This window comes from Empedobacter sp. UBA7252 (assembly GCF_002472765.1).
In the GTDB taxonomy this organism is placed as follows: Bacteria; Bacteroidota; Bacteroidia; order Flavobacteriales; family Weeksellaceae; genus Empedobacter; species Empedobacter falsenii_B.
Genome location: NZ_DKSQ01000002.1, coordinates 25215 through 45580, shown reverse-complemented (window position 1 = coordinate 45580; position 20366 = coordinate 25215). Strand labels below are relative to the sequence as shown.

The window sequence follows — 20366 nt, the reverse complement described above, 5'->3', positions numbered from 1 at the left end:
GACTTTTTATTTGAAAATATCTTATTTTAAATAAGTATCAGAATTTCTTGCCGGGCTTTTAACCTCTGGCCATTCTTGCTGTTTTCCGTCTCTACCATTAGGTAAAATACGACGCTCACGACTTACTAAATCTTTTTCTTGATCTGCCATCATCGTTAAAGTAGCACTCAAAATTGCATTCGTTTGTACTTCTTCAAAAACGATTTTATCATACGTATCTTTGTTTGTGTGCCAAGTATACGTACCGTAACCCCAATTTAATGAACTAAGTCCGAAAGCTGGCGCTCCTGCAGCGATAAAAGATGCATGATCCGATCCTCCACCACTTGGCATTCCAGGGAAATCTGTCTTGATTTCTTTCGTAATAAAATTAGGAACAGCTTGTAACCAGCGCGTCATGTATTCATATGATTTTTCAAAACCAGATCCATTGATGTTTACTACACGTCCTGTTCCATTATCTTGGTTAAATACAGCTTGAGTGTTTTTAATAATTTCTGGATGATCTTCTACAAAAGCACGAGAACCATTCAATCCTTGTTCTTCACTTCCCCATAAACAAATCAAAATTGTACGTTTGTTATTTGGGTATAATTTTTTGATTGTACGAATTGTTTCCATCATTGTGATAGTTCCAGTTCCGTTATCTGTTGCTCCTTGCGCTCCATCCCAAGAATCGAAGTGAGCAGAAAGAATAATGTACTCGTTTGGTTTTTCTTTTCCTTTAATTTCTCCAATAATATTGAATGTTTTCGCAACTCCATTGTGTTTAGATTGTGCATTAACAGTCAATTTTGGAGCAGTTCCATTTTCAGCTAAACGATATAACATTCCGTAATCTTCATTCGAAATATCTAACATTGGGATAGTTTTCGTTTTTGCACCAAAAATTCTATTTGCTCCCATAATTCCTGTCCAATAAGAAATTGCAACCGCTGCAGCTCCATTTTTCTCAAAAACTTCTGGAAGTGTATTGTTGTTGTAACCTGTCACTTTTATAGAATTTGCCCAAGCTTCGGCTTCAGCTTTTCTTGTTTCAGTAACTTTTTTATACAAATCCTCTAAACCAAAATCTTTGTATTGATAATCAGAACGTCCATATGATTGGTTTTGTGACATCAAAACAACTTTTCCTTTTACAGAAGGTAACCATGCGTCAAATTCAGCTTTTGTTTTGAAAACAGGCATTGCGATAGCATCTGCATTCACAGCTTTTTTAGTTGCTGGTGACCATGCTAATTGAGTAGCTTCGATAGATTTTGCTCTTGGATACGTCATATCAACATGCGTTATTCCGCGCTCCCATGCTTTCCATGTTCCATAATCTTCACGGCGGGCATCAATTCCCCAAGATTTCAACGTTTTAATTGCCCATTCTCCTGCTTGATCCATTTGTGGAGTTCCTACTAAACGAGGTCCGATTCCGTCTAATAATTCGTGCGAAATTTTCTTCAACTGCGAATTATTTTGAATTTCGGTTACAAAACTTTGTACAGTTGGGTCTAATTTTTCTTGTGCTTGCGCATGTACCGCAATAGACGATAATACAATTGTAGAGTAGGTTAATGTGTTAATCAATTTCATAATTAAAGTAATTTCGTGTGATAAATTTTACAAATTAGGTCTAAAATAGAATATTTTGTGAAATAAAAAAAGACATCTGTAGATGTCTTTTGTGTAATTATGTTTTTTTGAAAATATAGTATTGTTTTTTAACTATCTTTCATTTTAATGAATCGATTATTTTGTAGCACAAATATTTTGTCAGGGTTATAGGCATGATTCTTTTTCGATTCTTCATTTAATGGAAAAACCGTAATTGCTAAAACTGGAAAATCATTGAAACTAAATATCTGTAAATTAATGTTTTTATATAAATATTCGTCCTGAGAAAAATTTGCATCAAGTAAATTGTAATAATTAATCAATTCGACATCGCTCATAATACTTTCGGTTAAATTTTCTGGATGATAACCAACAAATAATAAACCTCCCTGACCATGCAGCATTGCATAAATATTTTTTTCAATTTCTTTCGGACAATTCTTTTCTAAAAACTGAACATAATTAAAATATTGATAATGAAAAAGATGATCGTAAAGACAATCTAGAATAAATTCGTTGTTCGAAATATTATTTATAAAAAATTGTCTTGTTGGGTTATTCCACAAAAAAGGTGTGTCTAAAATTTTGAAATAGTCATCTTTAATAGCAAAATTTGAGAATAGATTTTTATTTAATTTTATTGCATTTATTTGTTCTTCAAAACCTAAATTTTTCAGTAACTTATATTCGTTTATTAAATTGTTAAGTTGTTCAGAATAATTAATTTGTTTAGAATTTTTTAAAGAATAAATTTCATATTCGTTATCTTTTTTTAAAGAATCGAAATCTTCATTTAACACAAAAGACAAACTAATTCCGTAAGGAAAAATGGTTTCATTTGGAGTGATAAAAATAGCTTCTTGATTAACTAGTTTTAAGCGTTTGTAATTATTTTCGTTAGGAAAATTGATTTCAGTATTTATTCGATCAATTGCTTTTGGTTGAATAAAGTTACTTTCAATTTGTAGCAAACCTTCATTTGAAATAATTTCGATGTAATTTTTAAGAAAATTAAAAGCATCCAACCTATTTTTTAACCCGTTATCCGAATTAAATTCAGTTGTTTGAAATTCTTTTGAGCTTGTGCAAAAACGTGTTTTTACAACATAAGTTATTGTAGATAAAATGTTTTTGTGCATAGTTGAATTTTAATCTTTTGTAAATGTAAAAGATTAGTTTTTAATAATTTTTACTAAAAAACACTTTTTTATAAAAATTATTAAGTGTTTTTGTTAAGAACTTTTTGATTCCGTTTTCGATAAAATAGTCACTTTTTTTAACATTGTTTTTGAGGAAATGATAAAATTATAAATTTGATTTAAACAAAAAATCCTCAACTCCGAAGAATTGAGGATTTACTAACCAACTAAAATTAACTATATCTATGAAATTTGTATGCTACGTTTTTCTTTTGGTAAAGCTTCTTCTTTCTTAGGTAGAACTAATTGCAAAATTCCGTTTACATAAGAAGCTTCTATTTTATCTTCGTTTATGGTTTCTGGCAATGTAAATGCTCTTCTGAAGCTTGAAAAATTAAATTCTTTTCTCGAAAATTTTTCTTCTTTTACTTCTTCATTTTGTTTAAATTCTGATGAAATTTTCAAAATATTTTCATCAATTTCAATAGAGAAATCTTCTTTGTTTAAACCTGGTGCAGCTAATAAAATCTCGAAACTATCTTCATTTTCTTTGATATTTACTGCAGGAAATTGATTTTGAGAATTTACAAAAGTTTCAAATTTTGGACGCATTGCATTTTCAAATCCAAAAGGAAAATAATTTGCTCTATTTTTTCTTGCTGTATTCATGTCTTGTATGTTTAAATTTTTGATTTCATTGTTCATGTTTTCACTTTATTCAAATTATGTGCAAATCGATATTTTAAGACAAAATGACTGGTTTTTACTATTTTCAAATGTCAAAATGACCGAAAATTTAAATTTTGAACATAAAAAAATCCTGAAAAGTCATTTTCAGGATTTGTAAATCTCGGTAAAGATTCTATTTATTTATAAATTTCGTCTAAAACTTTTGCTAAACGTAGACCGCCTTTTAGCATTTGATCTTCGATCGTTTTTTTGTTGTCAAAATGATAACGGTAACCTAATTTATCGTCCATTTTAACACCTGCGTAAATTCTGTTTGCAATAATATAAGAGCCGTAAATCCAATCAGCAAAAGTTCCTTCTTGCATTGTTTTTTGTTGTTCTTTCGTTGCAATATCCAGTAAATTAGAATATTCTGTGTACGAATAGTTTTCGTAATCAACCAATTTAGAATCCCAAACGGTATGAATATTTACTTTATCGCGAAACCATTCAACTTTGATTCTATTTCCACCCAAATCGTCTGGACGCCCAACATGTAAAGGTTGATGCGCATCTCCCAAAATGTGAATCAAGAAATATAAATCGTGTTGTTTTTGTTCGATTGTTAAATTCTTGTTGTTTTTTAATTCATTAATCAAAAACAAACCTTTTTTGTACATATTATCATCAGAAGTTCCATCTAGCGCAACATCAAATTGTGCACGATCCAAATCTCCTGGAATATTTACGTAATGGTAAGAATCTGCATGTTTCCAAGAATCATCAGACTTGATAAAATCTGGCCAGTTCGCCCAATACGCTAATTTTTGTGGACCAATAATTTTTGTAATTTCTTTACGAGTTTTCTTGCTAATATGTTGTTCTGCAATTTGAGAAACTACTCGGTGACCTGTTAATCCCCAAGCTAAAGCACTTTCTGAAGCTAAAAATGCTCCTAAAAGCATTGCACTTCCTATAATTTTTTTCATTGTGTGAGCTCGATTTTTGACAAAGGTAATAAAACTAATTCAAGTAGAATGAGTGATTTTTGAAGGTGATTTTTAAATGATAGTTAATATTTTTTCAAGTAAAATCAAGTACTTTTTCATAAAAAAAACATCGATTTTAAAATATTCTTAAATAACTTAAAAAACTTAAAAAAAATATTAATTCAATAAACCTCGATAAACAGGCAGATTGGTATGTCTTTTATTTATAATACTAAAAATAATTCAGTACTTTGTTTTGCATAATACTAAAACTTTTATATATATTTGTATAACAAAATAAAACAAGCCGTTCTTATGAATATAGAGAAAACAAAAGTTCAGATGCGAAAAGGTGTACTGGAATATTGTATTCTCAGCATTATCAAAAAAGGAGATGCTTATGCATCTGATATCATAGACGAATTGAAAAAAGCAGAGATGATTGTTGTTGAAGGAACATTATATCCGCTTTTGACAAGACTAAAAAATGATGACCTTTTACAGTATCGCTGGGAAGAATCAACGTCAGGACCACCTCGCAAATATTATGCACTTACAGAGTTAGGTGAAAATTTTTTAAAAGAATTAGCTGAAACTTGGGAACAGTTAATTGAAGCCGTGAATAAAGTAACCACAGAAACGCAGAAAAATGGATAAAACAGTATCAATAAGTATAGGAGGATTTTCTTTCGTGTTAGACGAAATCGCCTATAATAAATTAAAGACCTATTTACAAGATGTAAAAACTTCGTTGAGAGGTACGGAAGGTGTAGAAGATATTATTGAAGATGTAGAAATCCGTATTTCTGAATTATTTCGTGAACGATTAAAATTTAGAGAAGTCGTAAACGAAGATGACATCAATTTTGTAATTGCAACGATGGGACATCCAGATCAATATAAGGTTGAAGAAGATGAAGAGAACGAAAAAACGTCTACAAATTCATCATACAATTATTCGTCAAATAATCAATCGTATGGTGGGCAACAAACTGGTGCGAAACGTTTGTACCGCGATCCAGATGATACAATTGTAACAGGATTATCTGCTGGTTTGGCGCATTATATGGGCGTTGATCCTTGGTTTGTACGTTCTATTTGGTTAGTTCTTGGAATTTTGGGAATTTTCACAGCAGGTGTATCATTTTTCTTAGTGGTATTCTGTTATTTTATCTTGTTAATTTTTGTTCCAAAAGCAAAAACAACATCAGAGAAGTTACAGATGTACGGACAACCAGCAAACATTGATACATTAAAAAAAAACGTAGAACAAGCTAGTGAAGCTGTTGTAAGTGGAAGCAAAGAATTAAGTAATAAATTAGGCGGAGCCTTTGGTGTTTTTGGTCGAATTTTACTTTGGTTCATCGGATTTATCATTCTAAGTTCAGGAATTGGATTAATCATTGGAGGATTCTTTTTCTTCTTTACTACTTGGACAGAAATGCCAACAGAATTATTCGGTTATCTTGTTGAAGAGGAATGGATGAGCATGGCAGCCAAAATATTTGGAGGAATATTAATGGTAATTCCAGGTATTTTGTTGACAATTTTAGGTGTAAAATGTTTCTGGAATAAAGTAAAAGTAAGCAAAGCTGTCATCTTTGGATCAATCGCTCTTTGGTTTGTTGCATTATTTGCAATCATCGGAATTTCTGTAAGTACAGCAAGTAAATTTAGAAACTCAGTTGAAATGACACAAGAAAAAAGTTATGTTATTCCTTCTGATACCTTACAAGTTTATTTTAGAGAAAATAATGAAGGTAACTTAAAGTTCAAAACTTTTAACGATTTAGATCAATTAATTGATGCTGATGGAAACTTAATCATTCCAATTGATGATATTTTTGAGATTGAAGAAAGTACAGACGATAAACTTCATGTTCAAGTAACTTATTCTTCTAAAGGAGGAAGCAAAGAAGAAGCAAAACGCAATTTAGAAGCAATTAGATATAATTACGAATTAAATGGAAATAAACTTTATTTAGATGAGTTTATTAAAATTCCTAAAGATGGTAAATTTAGAAATCAAACGGTTGATATCAAATTGTATGTTCCTAAGAACAAATTAATTCACACGAATAACACTGATCGAATAACAATTATTAATAATGATAATGATCGTGATTATTTATACGATTTGAAGAATAAATTTATTGGATATAATGGAAAAAAATTCGTATGTTTGAATTGTCAAAAAGATTCAGATTCTGAGGACGATATTAATCTTGATTCAGAGGATGTAAACATAAATTTGAATGACGGAAACGATTCGGCGAGAGTTAGAATTGATAAAAATGGTATTCGTGTCGAAAGTAAAGACGGTTCAGTAGGACTAAATTTACCAAGAACTGAAAACAAAAAAGAAAAATCAAACCAAGAAATACACTATAAAGATGATACAGATTCTATTAACATTAACTACAGAAATCATTCAAATAATCGTTGATTTCTTTGCATAGACTTAGGAAGTATTTTAATTAATAATATTCAAAAAGAGACATTTCATTTCGGAATGTCTCTTTTTATTTTTGGTTACATTGACTAATATCCGTTTCGAGTTTTGTATGTTTGCAAATGCATAAAGCATCATTTTATGAAAAAAATTTTAGGCAAACTTTTGTACTCATTAGGAGGTTGGAAATTAGATAATCATCTCGATCTATCGAAAGTAGATAAATGCGTTTTGGTTTGCGCTCCGCACACTTCCAATTGGGATTTTTACTATACTATTTTGGCTTTTTGGCAAATGGGAATTCCAATGAAAATGTTTATCAAAGATGCTTGGACAAAACCTTGGTATGGATATTTTATAAAGAAAATGGGCGGAATCGGAATTGATCGTTCTCAACGACATAATATGGTCGATTTTGCTTCAGATATTTTGAAAGAATCAGATAAATTATATTTAATTAATACACCAGAAGGAACGCGTTCTCGTGCAGAAAAGTGGAAAAATGGATTTTTCTATATCGCGCAAAAAGCAGATGTTCCGATTGTTTTGGCTTATTGTGATTTCAAGAAAAAAAGAGCTGGAATTTCAAAAATTGTAGAAACAGAAAACAGAACTTTAGAAGATGTGATGGATGAAATTCAAGATTTTTACAAAAAAGTTAGGGCAAAACATCCAGCACTTTATAACCCAAAAATACATTAAATTATGAACGAACAAGATATTTTACAGAAGTTCAATGAAATTTCGAAAAATACATTACTTGAAACTTTAGATATAGAATTTACGGCAGTTGGAGAAGATTTTTTATCAGGAAAAATGCCTGTTACGCCTAAAGTTCATCAACCATTTGGGTTATTGCATGGAGGCGCTTCTATCGTTTTGGCGGAAACGTTGGGAAGTACATTGTCAAATATTATTTTACATTCGGATGATTTTGTGGCGGTTGGTCAACATGTTGACGCAAATCATCTTCGTCCAAAAAAGGAAGGAACAATTTTTGGGCATGCAACAGTCGTAAAACAAGGTCGTACTTCGCATTTGATTAAGATTGAAATCAAAGATGAAAACGATAAATTAATCTGTTATACACATTTAACAAACGCTATTATTTCTAAAAAACATGTTTAAAAAATTTCAAGATAAACTTGAAAGATTAATTCAGAATCAAGAACCTTTTCTTCTTTTTAGAAAACCAAATTCTACACAAGTGGAGTTGTGGGAAAATAAAGATTTTGAATCGGATAACAAGTTTATTTGTAATAGTTTCGATAATACAAAATTGGTTGAATTTAATGATAATGAGGTTATAGATATTGGAATAAATGAATTACCAAATTTTGAACTTTCTTTACCAGAATCAAACAAAAATGAAGCAATTTCGTATGAAAATTATATTGATTTAATTCAAAAAACAGTTGAAGAATTACAAAGTGATTCACCAACTAAAAAAATTGTAATTAGTCGAATCAATTCACTTCCAGAAACGAATATTAATTTAGTTGAAACTTTTAAAAATTTACATCAACATTATCCAAATGCCTATGTGTATTTGCGATTTGATACAGAAGAAGGTTGTTGGATTGGAGCTTCGCCAGAGCTTTTATTGAAAGAAAATAATCAATTTATACAAACTGTTTCTTTAGCTGGAACAAAAGCAAAAGAAGATGAATGGACAGAGAAAGAATATCACGAACAACAAGTAGTAACTGATTATATTTCGTCAACTTTAGAACCTTATACTTCTTACATTGATGTGGACGGACCATTTTCGGTAAATGCAGGATTTTTTGAACATTTGAAATCATTTATTTCAGCTCAATTAAAAGACAAATCTCAGCTGTATGACTTGTTGAAAGCTTTGCATCCAACGCCTGCTGTAGGAGGAATGCCAAAGGATCTGTCAAAAGATTTTATTCTCGAAAACGAAGGCTATAATCGTACTTTTTATGCAGGTTTTATGGGCTTTCAAAATAAAACAGAATCGGAGTATTTTGTTAATCTTAGATGTGCAAAAATCTATTCTAATAAAGTAAATTTGTATGTAGGAGGAGGTATTATGCCCGATTCTATTCCTGAAAATGAATGGCGAGAAACAGAACTGAAATCAAAAACAATAGGTGAATTGTTGGTGAAAACAGAGAATTAAATCAACTTAGGACGTTTAGATTTTGGTAAAGTTAAGATGACTAAATTATAAGAATCTTTTATCCATTCTTTGATTTGAATGTTTTTCACGTCTTGATGAATTTTAACAGTATTCCAATGTTTTTTGTTCATGTGATAACCAGGAATTACAGCTTCGAAAGTTGCGCGTAATTCGATTGCATTATCTGGATCACATTTGATATTTACAGAATCAAAATCGTCAATATTACAAAGGCAAAACATTTTTCCAGCGATATAAAAGACCAAAGTAGATTGATCAAAAGGAAATTTTTCTTCGACCAATGGAAGTCCTAAACTAAACTCTCTTAACTCTTCTATATGCATAAAAATATTTTTAGTGAAGATACAAATAAAACGAAAACGACCTTAATTACAAGGTCGTTTTCTATTAAATGTGGAATGTATGCAATTAATTTACATCCCACCAAACACGCGTATTGATGTTATCTGGTCCCATTTGTTGAAGTGCGTTCTGATAGCCTTCTGGGTTATAATTTCTAACACTTGTTGGATAAAGCATACGACGAGGCATTTTTTTATCATTCAACATGGTAGAAGTTGTCGGTAATTTTGGAAAACCAGTTCTTTTATATTCAAACCATTGTTGGTAATCTGTAAAGAATAAAGCAAAATATTTTTGATCGATGATACGTTCTAACGTATTGTTGTATTTAATTTTTTCTTGTGCCATAAATTCAGCAGTAGGCTCGATATTCGTCCATAATTGTACAGCAGCTTTTACAGCTTTATCATAATGAGTTTTTGCATCACCACCTAAACCTTTTTGAGCCATTTCAGCTTTTATAAACTCAACTTCAGCATAAGTCATTAATGGAATTTTCATCGGAGCGATAACAATTGCATTGTTAGGAGATGACGGATTGAATTTGTAATCAGAACTATTTCCTTCGTAAGCTGCAGGAACTCCTTTGTAACCTAATGAAGAACCATCCAAATTAGAAGCTTTATTGACTAAAATTGGTAAACGAGGATCATTAGTTTCATTCATTTTATCAATAAAAAATGTTGTGAATGTTCGGCTATCTCTATAATCTTGTGCTCTTGGCCAAGGAGATAAACTTGGTGCTAAACCAGAAATTTGTAAAATAGCAGATTCTGATTCACTTTCGAAAATAGGATAAGTTGTCGGATTATCAATTATTTTTTTAAGTTCTGTTAAGGCAGATGCATCACGATTCGAAATTCTTAATAATAATCTCATTTTAAGAGAATTTGTGAATTTTTTCCAACGTGTTATATTGATGTTTTTTTCACTACTTGGGAATAAAATATCGGTACCATATTTTAGACCTAAATTAGTTACATATAATTGATTTGCTTTCTCTAAATCATTTAATAATTGCTTATAAATATCTTGTTGTGTATCAAATTTTGGTTTTGTAATTCCTTCTTCTGCTTTGGCTGCTTGAGAAAAAGGAACATCGCCAAACATATCGGTTAAATTAGAAATAACTAAAGAACGAAGCGTTAATGCAATTGCTTGATAATTGACATCTCCAGCTTTTTGCGAAACTTTTAGCATTTCCTCCAAATTAACAAGATTTGTGTAGGCATTATTCCAAGTCGAATTTCCCGTTCCTGTTGTTACATCATAACGATGAAGTCCCATTGCATTGCTTGGATAAGGAATATGAACTTGCATCAATTGAGCTGTAATATCGTAGTTTTTTAAAACATTATTTTCAGCCAAATCATAAAGAACAGGATTTAAAACAGAACCTGAATTAATTTCTGTGATTAAGTTTGGATCTTCATTTGCTTTCTCAAAATCGTTTGTACAAGAGAAAACAGTTGAAATTATAGTGAAGGCAAAAAATAGTTGAATTGAAATCTTTTTCATTTTAATAAATTGAATGTTGTAAATTATAATGAAGCTTTTAAGGTTACTCCATACGTTGCTGTTGACGGCATTTGTCCCATTTCAACTCCAGGTACATAAGTATTTCCATTTAATGATGCTGTTTCTGGATCGTATAAAGGAAAATCACTAATCGTGAATAAATCGCGTCCGTAAACTGTTAATGACAATGCTTGTAAACCTGTTTTTGATAATAATCTTTTAGGAAAATCAAATGTTAAACTCACATCTCTTAATTTTAAATATGAAGCTTCGAATGAATTAGATTCTACATTTGCACGACGATTATATTCAGCATAATAAGTTGCCACATCAGCTTTTGTTGTATTTGGAGAATAAGTTCCGTCAGCATTCAATACAACACCATTTCCAATGATGTAACCATCTTCTCGACCAGGTAAAGAATCTGCCAATTTTCCTTGCTCCATCATTTTGTGATAAGTTTGTGAATAGACAATTCCACCATATTGTCCGTCTAATGTAAAACTGAAACGCAATGTTTTGAATTTGATTTCATTTGTGAAACCTGCTCTCCATTTAGGTGTTGCGTCTCCAACATATTCTATTAATCCATTTTTAAGTGGAACACCTGTTTTTGCATCATAAATGATTTGTCCCGCATCGTTTCTTACAAATTTTTCACCATATAGAGCTGTAGAAGAACCGCCAACTTTAGCAATTTGATAAACTGTTCCAGATTGACCAAGAATCATTTGATCACCTTCTATTCCTTCTACTAAAGATTTTACTTTGTTTTCATTTTTAGACCAAGTTCCAATCATTTTCCATTCAAAATCTTTACTTTTAATTGGAGAATACGTAGCTGCTATTTCAATTCCTCGGTTTTCAATTTCTCCTCCATTTACCACTCTTCTTGAATAGCCAGTTGTGATATCATTTGGTAATTCGAAGATTTGATTTTTTGTACTTTGTTGATAAACTGTAAAATCTAAGCTTAATCTTTTCTTGAATAATAAAGCCTCGAAACCAGTTTCCCATGATGTTGTAGATTCAGGTTTAATATCAGGATTAAATAATCTTCCAGGTACTACTGCAGATGCTGTAAAATCGCTTTGATCGTAATATCTATTTGTCCAACCTGTTGTACCTCCGTTACCAACTTTTGCAAATGATAAACGGTATTTTAAGTAATTAATAGGTCCTTTTATTTTGAATAAATCTGACAGAATAAAACTTGAAGAGACTGAAGGATAAAAGAATGAGCTATATTTTACTGCAACAGAAGAATTCCAGTCGTTACGACCTGTAAAATCAACGAAAATCATGTCTTTCCAACCAAATGAAGCCATTCCATATAATGAATTTTCTTTTAAATTAGAATCATACGTTCTTGCAAAAGGAGAAGTTAATCCATTCGAAAGTTTATAAACTCCAGGCGAAGCTAAACCATTTACCCAAGCCGTTAAATTTCTGTATTCATAATTTTTTCTATTACCTCCAACATTTGCATTGAAACCAAAATCTCCCCATTTATCAGTATAAGTTAATAAGAAATCGATATTTGTTTCAGTTTTAGATATGTCTTGTCTTTTGTAATATCCATTCGGCGTACGATTCATATCAAATGGACGTTTTTGTTCGCGCAATTGAGTATAGGTATTAATTGCAGGACGTAACATTAAGCTTAATTTATTGCTTAATTTAAAATCTGCTCTAATATTTCCAACAATTTGATTACTACTCATTGGATTAACAGCTTCGTAAGCAATAGCATAAGGATTGTCCATGTATGAACTAAATGGGCGAATCATTTTTACTCCATTGAAATCCTTTTTCCAAATTGGTTTGTACCAATTTAAATCTACGTTTGGATTTTGGAAGATCATAAAATAAGCAATAGATCCGTTATTGTAACCAGTTCCTGGTAAATTATCACTTGTTTTGCGAGTATAGTTTAAGGCAGTCGAAACTTTGATGCGATCACTTACTTGATAGTTTCCATTAATAGCAGCAGTATAATTTTCGTAGCCTGTATTTGGCATAATCCAGCTATTTTTCTGATGTCCAATAGAAGCTCTCATACTTCCTTTGTCATTTCCACCAGAAAGTGTAACTGCATTACTGAAAGTGAAACCAGTTTGCCAAAACCCTTTTCTATTATCTTTATACGCACGCCATAAAGTTCTTTCAGCCCCTTGTTTTTCTAAAGTTGGATCATATTGAAAAAATGATTGTCCGTCAAATTTTGGTCCGAATGCAGAAGAAGTACTTCCTGTATTTGGTCCATCTGCTGAGGTTTGATATGAGTAATAAGGATTGCCGTTTTTATCGAAACTTTTTCCAGTTCCTTGACCATATTCATATTGAAAATCTGGCCAATTGTTAATAACGTCAATAGCTACAGTTGATTTATATTCTAAACCTAATTGTTTACCTTTTTTACCTGATTTTGTTGTTATAATTAAAGCTCCATTTGCAGCTTTGTTTCCATAAAGAGCCGCTGCAGAAGGACCTTTTAAAACGGTTACACTTTCGATATCTGCTTGATTGATGTCAGAAATACCGTTACCAAAATCGATAGGTGAATCATCGCCCATGTAAGCAGTATTGTTTCCAGAAGAAGTCATTTCTGTACTCATTGGAACACCATCGATGACAATTAAAGCGTAATTTTTTGATTGGTCGATTGAATTTGCTCCGCGCAAAATAATTTGCTGAGAATTGATTGGTCCATTTCCTCCAGAAATAATATTAAGACCAGCTACTTTTCCTTTCAATCCCGAAGACCAGTTATTCGCTTCTGCTGTTGCAAGTTCTTCCGAACCTATATTTTGTTGAGCAAATCCTAATTTTTTCTGCTCTCGCTTTATCCCCAAAGCAGTTACAATTACCTCATTCAGTTGGTTAGATTCTTCTTGTAAAGTAATTTTTACTTGAGAAATATCTTTCGGTGTGTATTCAATAAATTTGTGTTGAGATGAATTTACCAATAATGTAGGATGAGCAACATTTACTGAAACAAATTCGAAAAAACCATCTCCGTCTGTAAATGTTTTAAAAGATGTTCCCTTGATGATGATTTCTACATCTGCAATTCCTAATCCGTTTTGATCAACGATTTGACCTTTGATTGGATTTTGATCTTGAGAAATCGATTGATGATAATCTGTTCCGGTGTAAGTTTTAGCATTGGCGTGTAAACTTAAAAATCCACCTAGTAGAAGTAGTGGTAATTTTAATTGTTTCATAGCTGTAAATGTGAAATGTTTATGTGTTAAAAATTTTAACAAAACTAGAACTTCTTTTTATGAAGTTGTTTAACTCATGGTTAAGAGATTTTTAAGTAAACATTACTAAAATAGAGGTCTTGATATTAGTTTTACATTTGAATAAAGGTTTATTGATTTTTATTTAACATGAATAAATTGTAAAATATTTTATTTAAAAAAGCCACTTCAAAAGAAGTGGCTTATCAAGATGTGTATAAAACGGTTATTTAATAACTTCGAAAGAAGATTTTTCTGTAAAAGTGTTTCCGTACAAATCGGTTGCGCGAACTTCAATTGGATAAGTTCCAACTTTTAGTTTATTCGGTAAACGAACTGACCAAATATGTTTCGAAATTTCTGGAGCAGAAGGTCTGTTACCAATATTTGTAATTTCTGCATTATCAATTTTCATGATGGTTTCCATATAATTGTAATCAACTGTTGGATCCCAATTCATCTCTTTCCATTCACCATTATTTACACGATATTCAACTTTATTTGATTCATGTCCCATAAAGAAATTAGCATATAAAAAAGCACGATTGCGTTTACCTTCTTTTACTTTTTTTGTGTGGTACAGGTCGATTTGTTTTTCTTTTGGTGAATTTGCAACTTTATAATCAAATTTATATTGATTACCATCTACATGTAAAAAAGCATAACCTTTTGGTGTACCATCACGCATCGTAGAGGCCGGAACTCCTTTTGCATCTTTCGGTCCCGAATACCAATCACCAGAAGTTGTTCCAACATTGTACTCGTGATGAGGTTTTTGTTGTTGCCAACCATCTTGATTTGCATAAAAAATCTGTTCTTGGAAATGTGTATGAGCAGACATTGAAATTGTATTTGGGTAATCTTTTAACAATTCGAATAATTGATTTCTATCTTCTGGACGTGTGTCACGCAACGGAATATGAAATGCTAAAACAATTAAATGATCTTTTGGAACAAATTTTAAATCATTTTTAATGAATTCTAATTGATCAGGACGGAAACCTCCCCAATATCCTTTTCCATCACGAGGATCTGGATATAAAATATCATCTAAAACAATAAAATGTGCTTTACCGATATTATATGAATAATTATTTGGACCGAAATTTTTCTCGAACGTTTCATCCGAATATTGATCTTCTTTTGCATCATAATTCATATCGTGATTTCCCATAACATTGTACCAAGGTAAACCAACTTTCGAAACAGCTTTTATATAAGATGGATGCAAATTCAAATCATCACCAACCAAATCTCCTAAAGAAAGTCCGAATTCCATTCCTTTAATTCCTTTAACATCATCAATTACACCTTTAGAGAAATACTCGATTTCTTCTTCTGTATAAGCTTGAGGATCACCAAAAATTAAAGCCGAAAATTTTTCGTTTTCTTTTGTAGGAATTAAAGCAAAATCAATACTCTTTGGAGTATTTCCAGTCGGAGCAGAACCTGCATATTCTAATTTTGGAGAGCCATTAGGTTTGTTGATGTAGTAGAATTGTGGCTGATTGAATTCGTTTGTAGGAATTTTGTAATTTGTTGGTTTAATGACAAACAAAATAGTTTCGTTATCAATCTCGATTTGATATTCTCCTTTATCATTTGTCGAAACAACTTGTTTTCCGTTACTAATTTGCACGTTTGCCAAACGTTTTTCTGATTTATCGAATTTATTGTTTTGATTTTTATCTTCAAAAACAATTCCTTTAGCAAGTTGTTGAGCGTTGACAGAAGTATAAAAACTTCCAAATAATACTAGCGATAATACGATTTTTTTCATTGTGTGAATTTCTTGTTTTGTAGATGTTAAAATTCTATATTTTATGCGGTATTCGGATTAACACAACAATAAGTAAAGATTAAATTTAAGTAAATAAGAATAATATATTTTCAAATTTAATAATGGATGAATAATTGTCTTTGATTATTAAATATTCTAAATTTGCAACCGATTGCATTATGTTATGGAAGAGAAATTAAGCATGAGTTCACGACAAATTTTCATGCAAATTATAGGTTATGTAAGTTTTTCATTTATAGGTTATTTACTTATAGGTTTACCGTTGGCTATTTTACCTATTTTTATTACAAAAACATTAGGTTTTACTGAGCTTGTAGCGGGTATTGTAATTAGTTTGCAATATGTGATAACTTTTATATTGAGAGGTTATGCGGGAAAAATCGTAGATACAAAAGGTCCTAAACCAGCCGTTTTATTGAGTATGAGTTTGTTTATTTTAGCAGGAGTTTTATTATACTTTTGTTACTTCACAAGAAACAATCATTTTTTGTCAATAGCTATTCTTGTACTTGCGAGATTGGTTACTGGTGCAGCAGAAGGAATGGTAGGTGGAAGTCCAATAAACTGGGCAATTTTAAAAATTGGACAACAACATACAGCGAAAGCAATTTCTTATAATGGTGTTGCTAGTTATGGTGCATTGGCAATTGGAGCACCATTGGGAGTTATCTTAAATCAATATTTTGGACTTGGTTTTATTGGTTTGTTTAGTATTGTTTGTGCGATTATAGGTTATTTTTTAGCTAGAAATAAAGAGAATATATTAACTGCAGTTTCAAAAGTTCCGCAACCATTTATAAGTGTATTGAAAACAGTGGCTCCTTTTGGAATTTGTTTAGCACTTGCAGGTCTTGGATTTGGAGGAATTTCTAATTTTATAACACTTTACTACGACTTTTATAGTTGGTCGAATGCAGCTTTATGTTTAAGTGTTTTCAGTTTATTGTTTATTGTAGGACGATTATTTTTTAATAGTTCAATTAATACATTAGGAGGATTAAAAGTTGGAATTATTTGCATGATAGTCGAAACGATAGGTTTATTAATTCTTTTTAGTGCGCCAAATTCTTTTATCGCTCTTATTGGTGCAGGTATTACAGGAATTGGTTTTTCATTGGTTTTTCCTGCGATGGGAGTAGAGGCTGTTGCTTTGGTTTCAGATAATAGTAAAGGAGCTGCTTTAGCTGCGTATGGCTTGTTTATTGATATCTCATTGGGAATTACAGGTCCTCTAATTGGTGGTGTTATCAGTTTGTTTGGAATGTCAAACTTATTTGGTTTTTGTAGTTTGTTTGTGTTTATAGGATTATTGTATAGTTATTATTTACAAACAAAAAAAAATCGTTCAGAATTTAATAATTCCGAACGATAATATGAAAACATCTAATTTTAGATTCTTTTACGTAGTAAATTTTACCTGTTCTAACATAATTTTTTAGCACTTGTTCTAACTCTTTTTCTAGTTTAGAATCAGGTCTAATTTTATGATTAAACCTAACATAAGAAATATCAAAAGCAGCACCAAAATTATGTGAACTATCATTAGAAGAAGCATTTTTATTAATTCCTCTCAAACGATTTTGATCATGTAGCGTTCGTGTCATTGATGTAACAACGAAAAAATTTTGACCTGTTGTTTTTACAAAATCTCTTGCAATACTTGTCAAAATATCTCGACCTTTTGGAATAAGATACGAATGACTATGCGTTAAATCACCAACTCGCCAACCATAACCACGTTGCTTTATTTTAACCAATTTACCTTGATTGATATATTTGTTCAACTTTTTATCACCATCAATTAGCTCAAGTTTATGAGATTTTGCGGCATTCAAATGCTGAACATATTCTTTAGAAGGTTCTATAATAACTCGAGATTGAGCGTAACCGAATAAAGAAGAGCAAATAAAAAAAGTTGTTAAAAATTGTTTCATGATTCAATTCTCTTCTGCAAAAATAGAAAAGAACTTTTATATATTACATTGTTGTTGATTTAAATTGATCGGGATTACGAACCGTTACATGAAAACAGTGTTGTCTATATTCTTTGATATAGTAAATTTTACCGTCTTCTTGCAATTGTTTTAAAATCGCTTCTAAATTATCACGATGAGTTTTGCTATACGTATATTTATTATTGAATTTTGTATACGACAAATCAAAAGAAGCACCATAGTTATGAGAACTTTCGCCTTTTGCTGCATTGCTATTTACTCGTCTTAAACTTGCTTGACTTTCTTCAGAACGGGTAAGCGAAGTTACAGTAATTGTAGCATTGTTTTCGTCCAGAAATTTTGAAGCAATTCGTTCCAACACAGTTTTTGCTCTGTTATTTAAAAAAGCTTTACTGTGTGTTAATTTCTCAATTGTGTACCCATTTCCTTCTTCAGGAATTGCAACTAATTTTTTTGTAGCAACTAAACCTTCAATATCATCAAAACTCTTCACGATTGGAATGTTGAATGATTCTGCTGCCATTAAATGATCGTCATAAGTTACTTTTTTTGTAGAGATAGAAGTGGATGAAGAGGCAGAATTTTCTGCTAAAATGTAACTTTCTTGACTTTGAGCTGAAATAAATATTCCGCTAAAAAGACAAGAAAGGGCAATTAATTTTTTCATGTTTTAAATTATTACGCGACAAAATTAGAAGTTACAATTTAATAAAGACTTGTTAAAAATTATAATATTTAGGTAAACTTTTTTTAAAATTTTCTTAAATCTGTTCTCAAAATAGCATTGCTAGATAGATTGATAGAAATTTAAATTTCATCACATTTGAAACATAAAATATTCTTAAATATAAATTCTAATAGATTAAATCCTACTAAATTCGCTATTTTTGTAATTATTATTCATTTTTATTTTTAGACCTATTTATAAAATGGCAAAAGTTAAAGTTGGAATGGTACAAATGACTTGTACTAATAACAAACAAGAAAATTTAAACAAAGCAATAGAGCAAGTAAAAGTAGCAGCTGCAAAAGGCGCTCAAATTGTGTGTTTGCAAGAATTGTTTACCTCATTATATTTCTGTGACGTAGAAGATTACGATAATTTCGACTTAGCAGAAGCAATTCCTGGACCATCAACAGATGCGTTATCAGTTGTAGCTAAAGAATTGGGAGTGGTAATTATCGCTTCATTATTCGAAAAACGTGCGCAAGGTTTATATCACAATACAACCGCTATTTTAGATGCTGATGGACAATATTTAGGAAAATATCGCAAAATGCATATCCCAGATGATCCTGCGTTTTATGAAAAATTCTATTTTACTCCAGGTGATTTAGGTTACAAAGTTTTTGATACTAAATTTGGAAAAATTGGAGTGTTAATTTGTTGGGATCAGTGGTATCCAGAAGCTTCTCGTATAACAGCATTGATGGGAGCAGAAATTTTATTTTATCCTACTGCGATTGGTTGGGATACGACGCAAGACGAAGAAACAAATCAAGATCAATACAATGCTTGGCAAACAATTCAGCGTTCACATGCGGTTGCGAATGGAGTTCCGGTTATTTCTGTAAATCGTGTTGGTTTTGAGCAAGATGGAGCAATGAAGTTCTGGGGAGGCTCTTTTGCGACAAATGCGCAGGGAAAATTGTTGTACTTAGCAACGCATGATAAAGAGGAAACAGAAGTGGTTGAATTGGATTTGAACGAATCTGATTTCTTCCGTAAACACTGGCCTTTCTTAAGAGATCGCCGCATCGATTCTTATCAACCAATTACAAAACGTTTTATAGACGAGGATTAATGAAGAAATTATTTTCACTTATAGCATTGATAGGAAGTTTTGCATTTGGTCAAATAAAACCAATTCAGATTGATCCGATTAATAACAATTTATTTGTTTATCAAACATTCAATTCGTTTAATGGTGTTGAGTATAATGCAAATGGAATGTATTTGGTAACGAATAAAGGAATCGTTTTGTTTGATGTTCCTTGGCAGAAATCGCAATATCAAGAATTAAATGATATGTTACAAGAAAAGTATAATTTGCCAGTTATCGCTGTGTTTGCAACACATTCGCATGATGATAGAGCAGGAGATTTAAGTTTTTATAATGATTTGAATATTCCTACTTATGCAACTTCTTTAACCAATTCTAAATTAAAAAAAGAAGGAAAAGCGACATCAAAATTTGAGATTGAATTAGGAAAAACATACAAATTTGGTAATGAAAAATTTGTTGTTGAATATTTTGGTGAAGGACATACTTCTGATAATGTTGTGGTTTGGTTTCCAAAATATAAAGTGCTGAATGGAGGTTGTTTGATAAAAGGTGCTGACGCTGTAAATTTAGGTTACACAGGTGAAGCAAATGTTACTGAATGGCCAAAAACAGTACAGAAACTAGTTACAAAACATCCAAAAATTAAACAAGTTATTCCAGGTCATGATAATTGGAAAGTTACTGGACATATCGAAAA

Annotated in this window: 18 protein-coding genes; 8 read left to right on the top strand and 10 right to left on the bottom strand. The window is 31.1% G+C overall.

Features of this window, described 5'->3' with window-relative positions; all coding sequences use genetic code 11:
* Positions 1–21: 21 nt before the first annotated feature.
* From B2X73_RS00985 to B2X73_RS00970, 4 genes are all read right to left on the bottom strand, one after another.
* Positions 22–1584, bottom strand: coding sequence for a M20/M25/M40 family metallo-hydrolase (locus B2X73_RS00985; RefSeq protein WP_125350368.1), 1563 nt, complete (start codon positions 1582–1584; stop codon positions 22–24).
* Between the two features lie 128 nt (positions 1585–1712).
* Positions 1713–2744: a hypothetical protein gene (locus tag B2X73_RS00980; RefSeq protein WP_219034300.1), complete on the bottom strand. Its 1032-nt coding sequence runs from the start codon at positions 2742–2744 to the stop codon at positions 1713–1715.
* A 243-nt stretch (positions 2745–2987) separates the two neighbouring features.
* Positions 2988–3413 carry an Hsp20/alpha crystallin family protein gene (locus B2X73_RS00975; RefSeq protein WP_257468096.1) on the bottom strand — a complete coding sequence of 142 codons (426 nt, stop codon included), beginning with the start codon at positions 3411–3413 and terminating at the stop codon, positions 2988–2990.
* A 197-nt stretch (positions 3414–3610) separates the two neighbouring features.
* Entirely contained in the window at positions 3611–4402 is a 792-nt protein-coding gene (locus B2X73_RS00970) for a S1/P1 nuclease (protein ID WP_219034301.1), read from the bottom strand.
* Positions 4403–4717: 315 nt separating this feature from the next.
* Here B2X73_RS00970 and B2X73_RS00965 point away from each other — a divergent pair, with 315 nt between their 5' ends.
* From B2X73_RS00965 to B2X73_RS00945, 5 genes are all read left to right on the top strand, one after another.
* Positions 4718–5059: a PadR family transcriptional regulator gene (locus tag B2X73_RS00965; protein ID WP_125350363.1), complete on the top strand. Its 342-nt coding sequence runs from the start codon at positions 4718–4720 to the stop codon at positions 5057–5059.
* Entirely contained in the window at positions 5052–6848 is a 1797-nt protein-coding gene (locus tag B2X73_RS00960; protein WP_219034302.1) for a PspC domain-containing protein, read from the top strand. Before B2X73_RS00965 ends, B2X73_RS00960 begins: the two co-directional genes overlap by 8 nt.
* Positions 6849–6995: 147 nt before the next feature.
* On the top strand, positions 6996–7556 hold the full coding sequence (locus tag B2X73_RS00955) for a 1-acyl-sn-glycerol-3-phosphate acyltransferase (protein ID WP_286495621.1): 561 nt from the start codon (positions 6996–6998) through the stop codon (positions 7554–7556).
* A 3-nt stretch (positions 7557–7559) separates the two neighbouring features.
* Positions 7560–7982: a PaaI family thioesterase gene (locus tag B2X73_RS00950; RefSeq protein WP_219034304.1), complete on the top strand. Its 423-nt coding sequence runs from the start codon at positions 7560–7562 to the stop codon at positions 7980–7982.
* Entirely contained in the window at positions 7975–9000 is a 1026-nt protein-coding gene (locus B2X73_RS00945; protein WP_286495620.1) for an isochorismate synthase, read from the top strand. The genes B2X73_RS00950 and B2X73_RS00945 overlap by 8 nt, the downstream gene beginning before the upstream one ends.
* Here the strand turns inward: B2X73_RS00945 and B2X73_RS00940 are convergent.
* From B2X73_RS00940 to B2X73_RS00925, 4 genes are all read right to left on the bottom strand, one after another.
* Positions 8997–9344 (bottom strand): MmcQ/YjbR family DNA-binding protein, encoded by a 348-nt coding sequence (locus B2X73_RS00940; protein WP_286495619.1) that lies wholly within the window; start codon positions 9342–9344, stop codon positions 8997–8999. The two genes, B2X73_RS00945 and B2X73_RS00940, sit on opposite strands and share 4 nt — an antisense overlap.
* An 85-nt stretch (positions 9345–9429) precedes the next feature.
* A complete protein-coding gene (locus B2X73_RS00935) occupies positions 9430–10881 on the bottom strand; it encodes a SusD/RagB family nutrient-binding outer membrane lipoprotein (protein WP_286495618.1) in 1452 nt (483 codons plus the stop codon).
* Positions 10882–10904: 23 nt separating this feature from the next.
* Entirely contained in the window at positions 10905–14108 is a 3204-nt protein-coding gene (locus B2X73_RS00930) for a SusC/RagA family TonB-linked outer membrane protein (protein WP_291091670.1), read from the bottom strand.
* A 244-nt stretch (positions 14109–14352) separates the two neighbouring features.
* A complete protein-coding gene (locus B2X73_RS00925) occupies positions 14353–15906 on the bottom strand; it encodes a calcineurin-like phosphoesterase C-terminal domain-containing protein (protein ID WP_286495616.1) in 1554 nt (517 codons plus the stop codon).
* Between the two features lie 202 nt (positions 15907–16108).
* On the opposite strand from B2X73_RS00925, the gene B2X73_RS00920 reads away from it, so the two are divergent.
* Complete coding sequence (locus B2X73_RS00920) at positions 16109–17299, top strand: MFS transporter (RefSeq protein ID WP_291052708.1); 1191 nt, start codon at positions 16109–16111, stop codon at positions 17297–17299.
* Here B2X73_RS00920 and B2X73_RS00915 read toward each other — a convergent pair.
* Together B2X73_RS00915 and B2X73_RS00910 are read right to left on the bottom strand one after the other, a co-directional pair.
* Positions 17280–17861: a DUF5715 family protein gene (locus tag B2X73_RS00915; RefSeq protein ID WP_219034309.1), complete on the bottom strand. Its 582-nt coding sequence runs from the start codon at positions 17859–17861 to the stop codon at positions 17280–17282. The genes B2X73_RS00920 and B2X73_RS00915 overlap by 20 nt on opposite strands.
* Before the next feature lie 43 nt (positions 17862–17904).
* Complete coding sequence (locus B2X73_RS00910; RefSeq protein WP_114999918.1) at positions 17905–18549, bottom strand: DUF5715 family protein; 645 nt, start codon at positions 18547–18549, stop codon at positions 17905–17907.
* Positions 18550–18811: 262 nt separating this feature from the next.
* Here B2X73_RS00910 and B2X73_RS00905 point away from each other — a divergent pair, with 262 nt between their 5' ends.
* Both B2X73_RS00905 and blaEBR read left to right on the top strand, forming a co-directional pair.
* Positions 18812–19687, top strand: coding sequence for a carbon-nitrogen hydrolase (locus B2X73_RS00905; protein WP_114999920.1), 876 nt, complete (start codon positions 18812–18814; stop codon positions 19685–19687).
* On the top strand, positions 19687–20366 hold a 680-nt coding region (blaEBR, locus tag B2X73_RS00900), incomplete at its 3' end, for an EBR family subclass B1 metallo-beta-lactamase (RefSeq protein WP_291095487.1). The genes B2X73_RS00905 and blaEBR, both read left to right, overlap by 1 nt.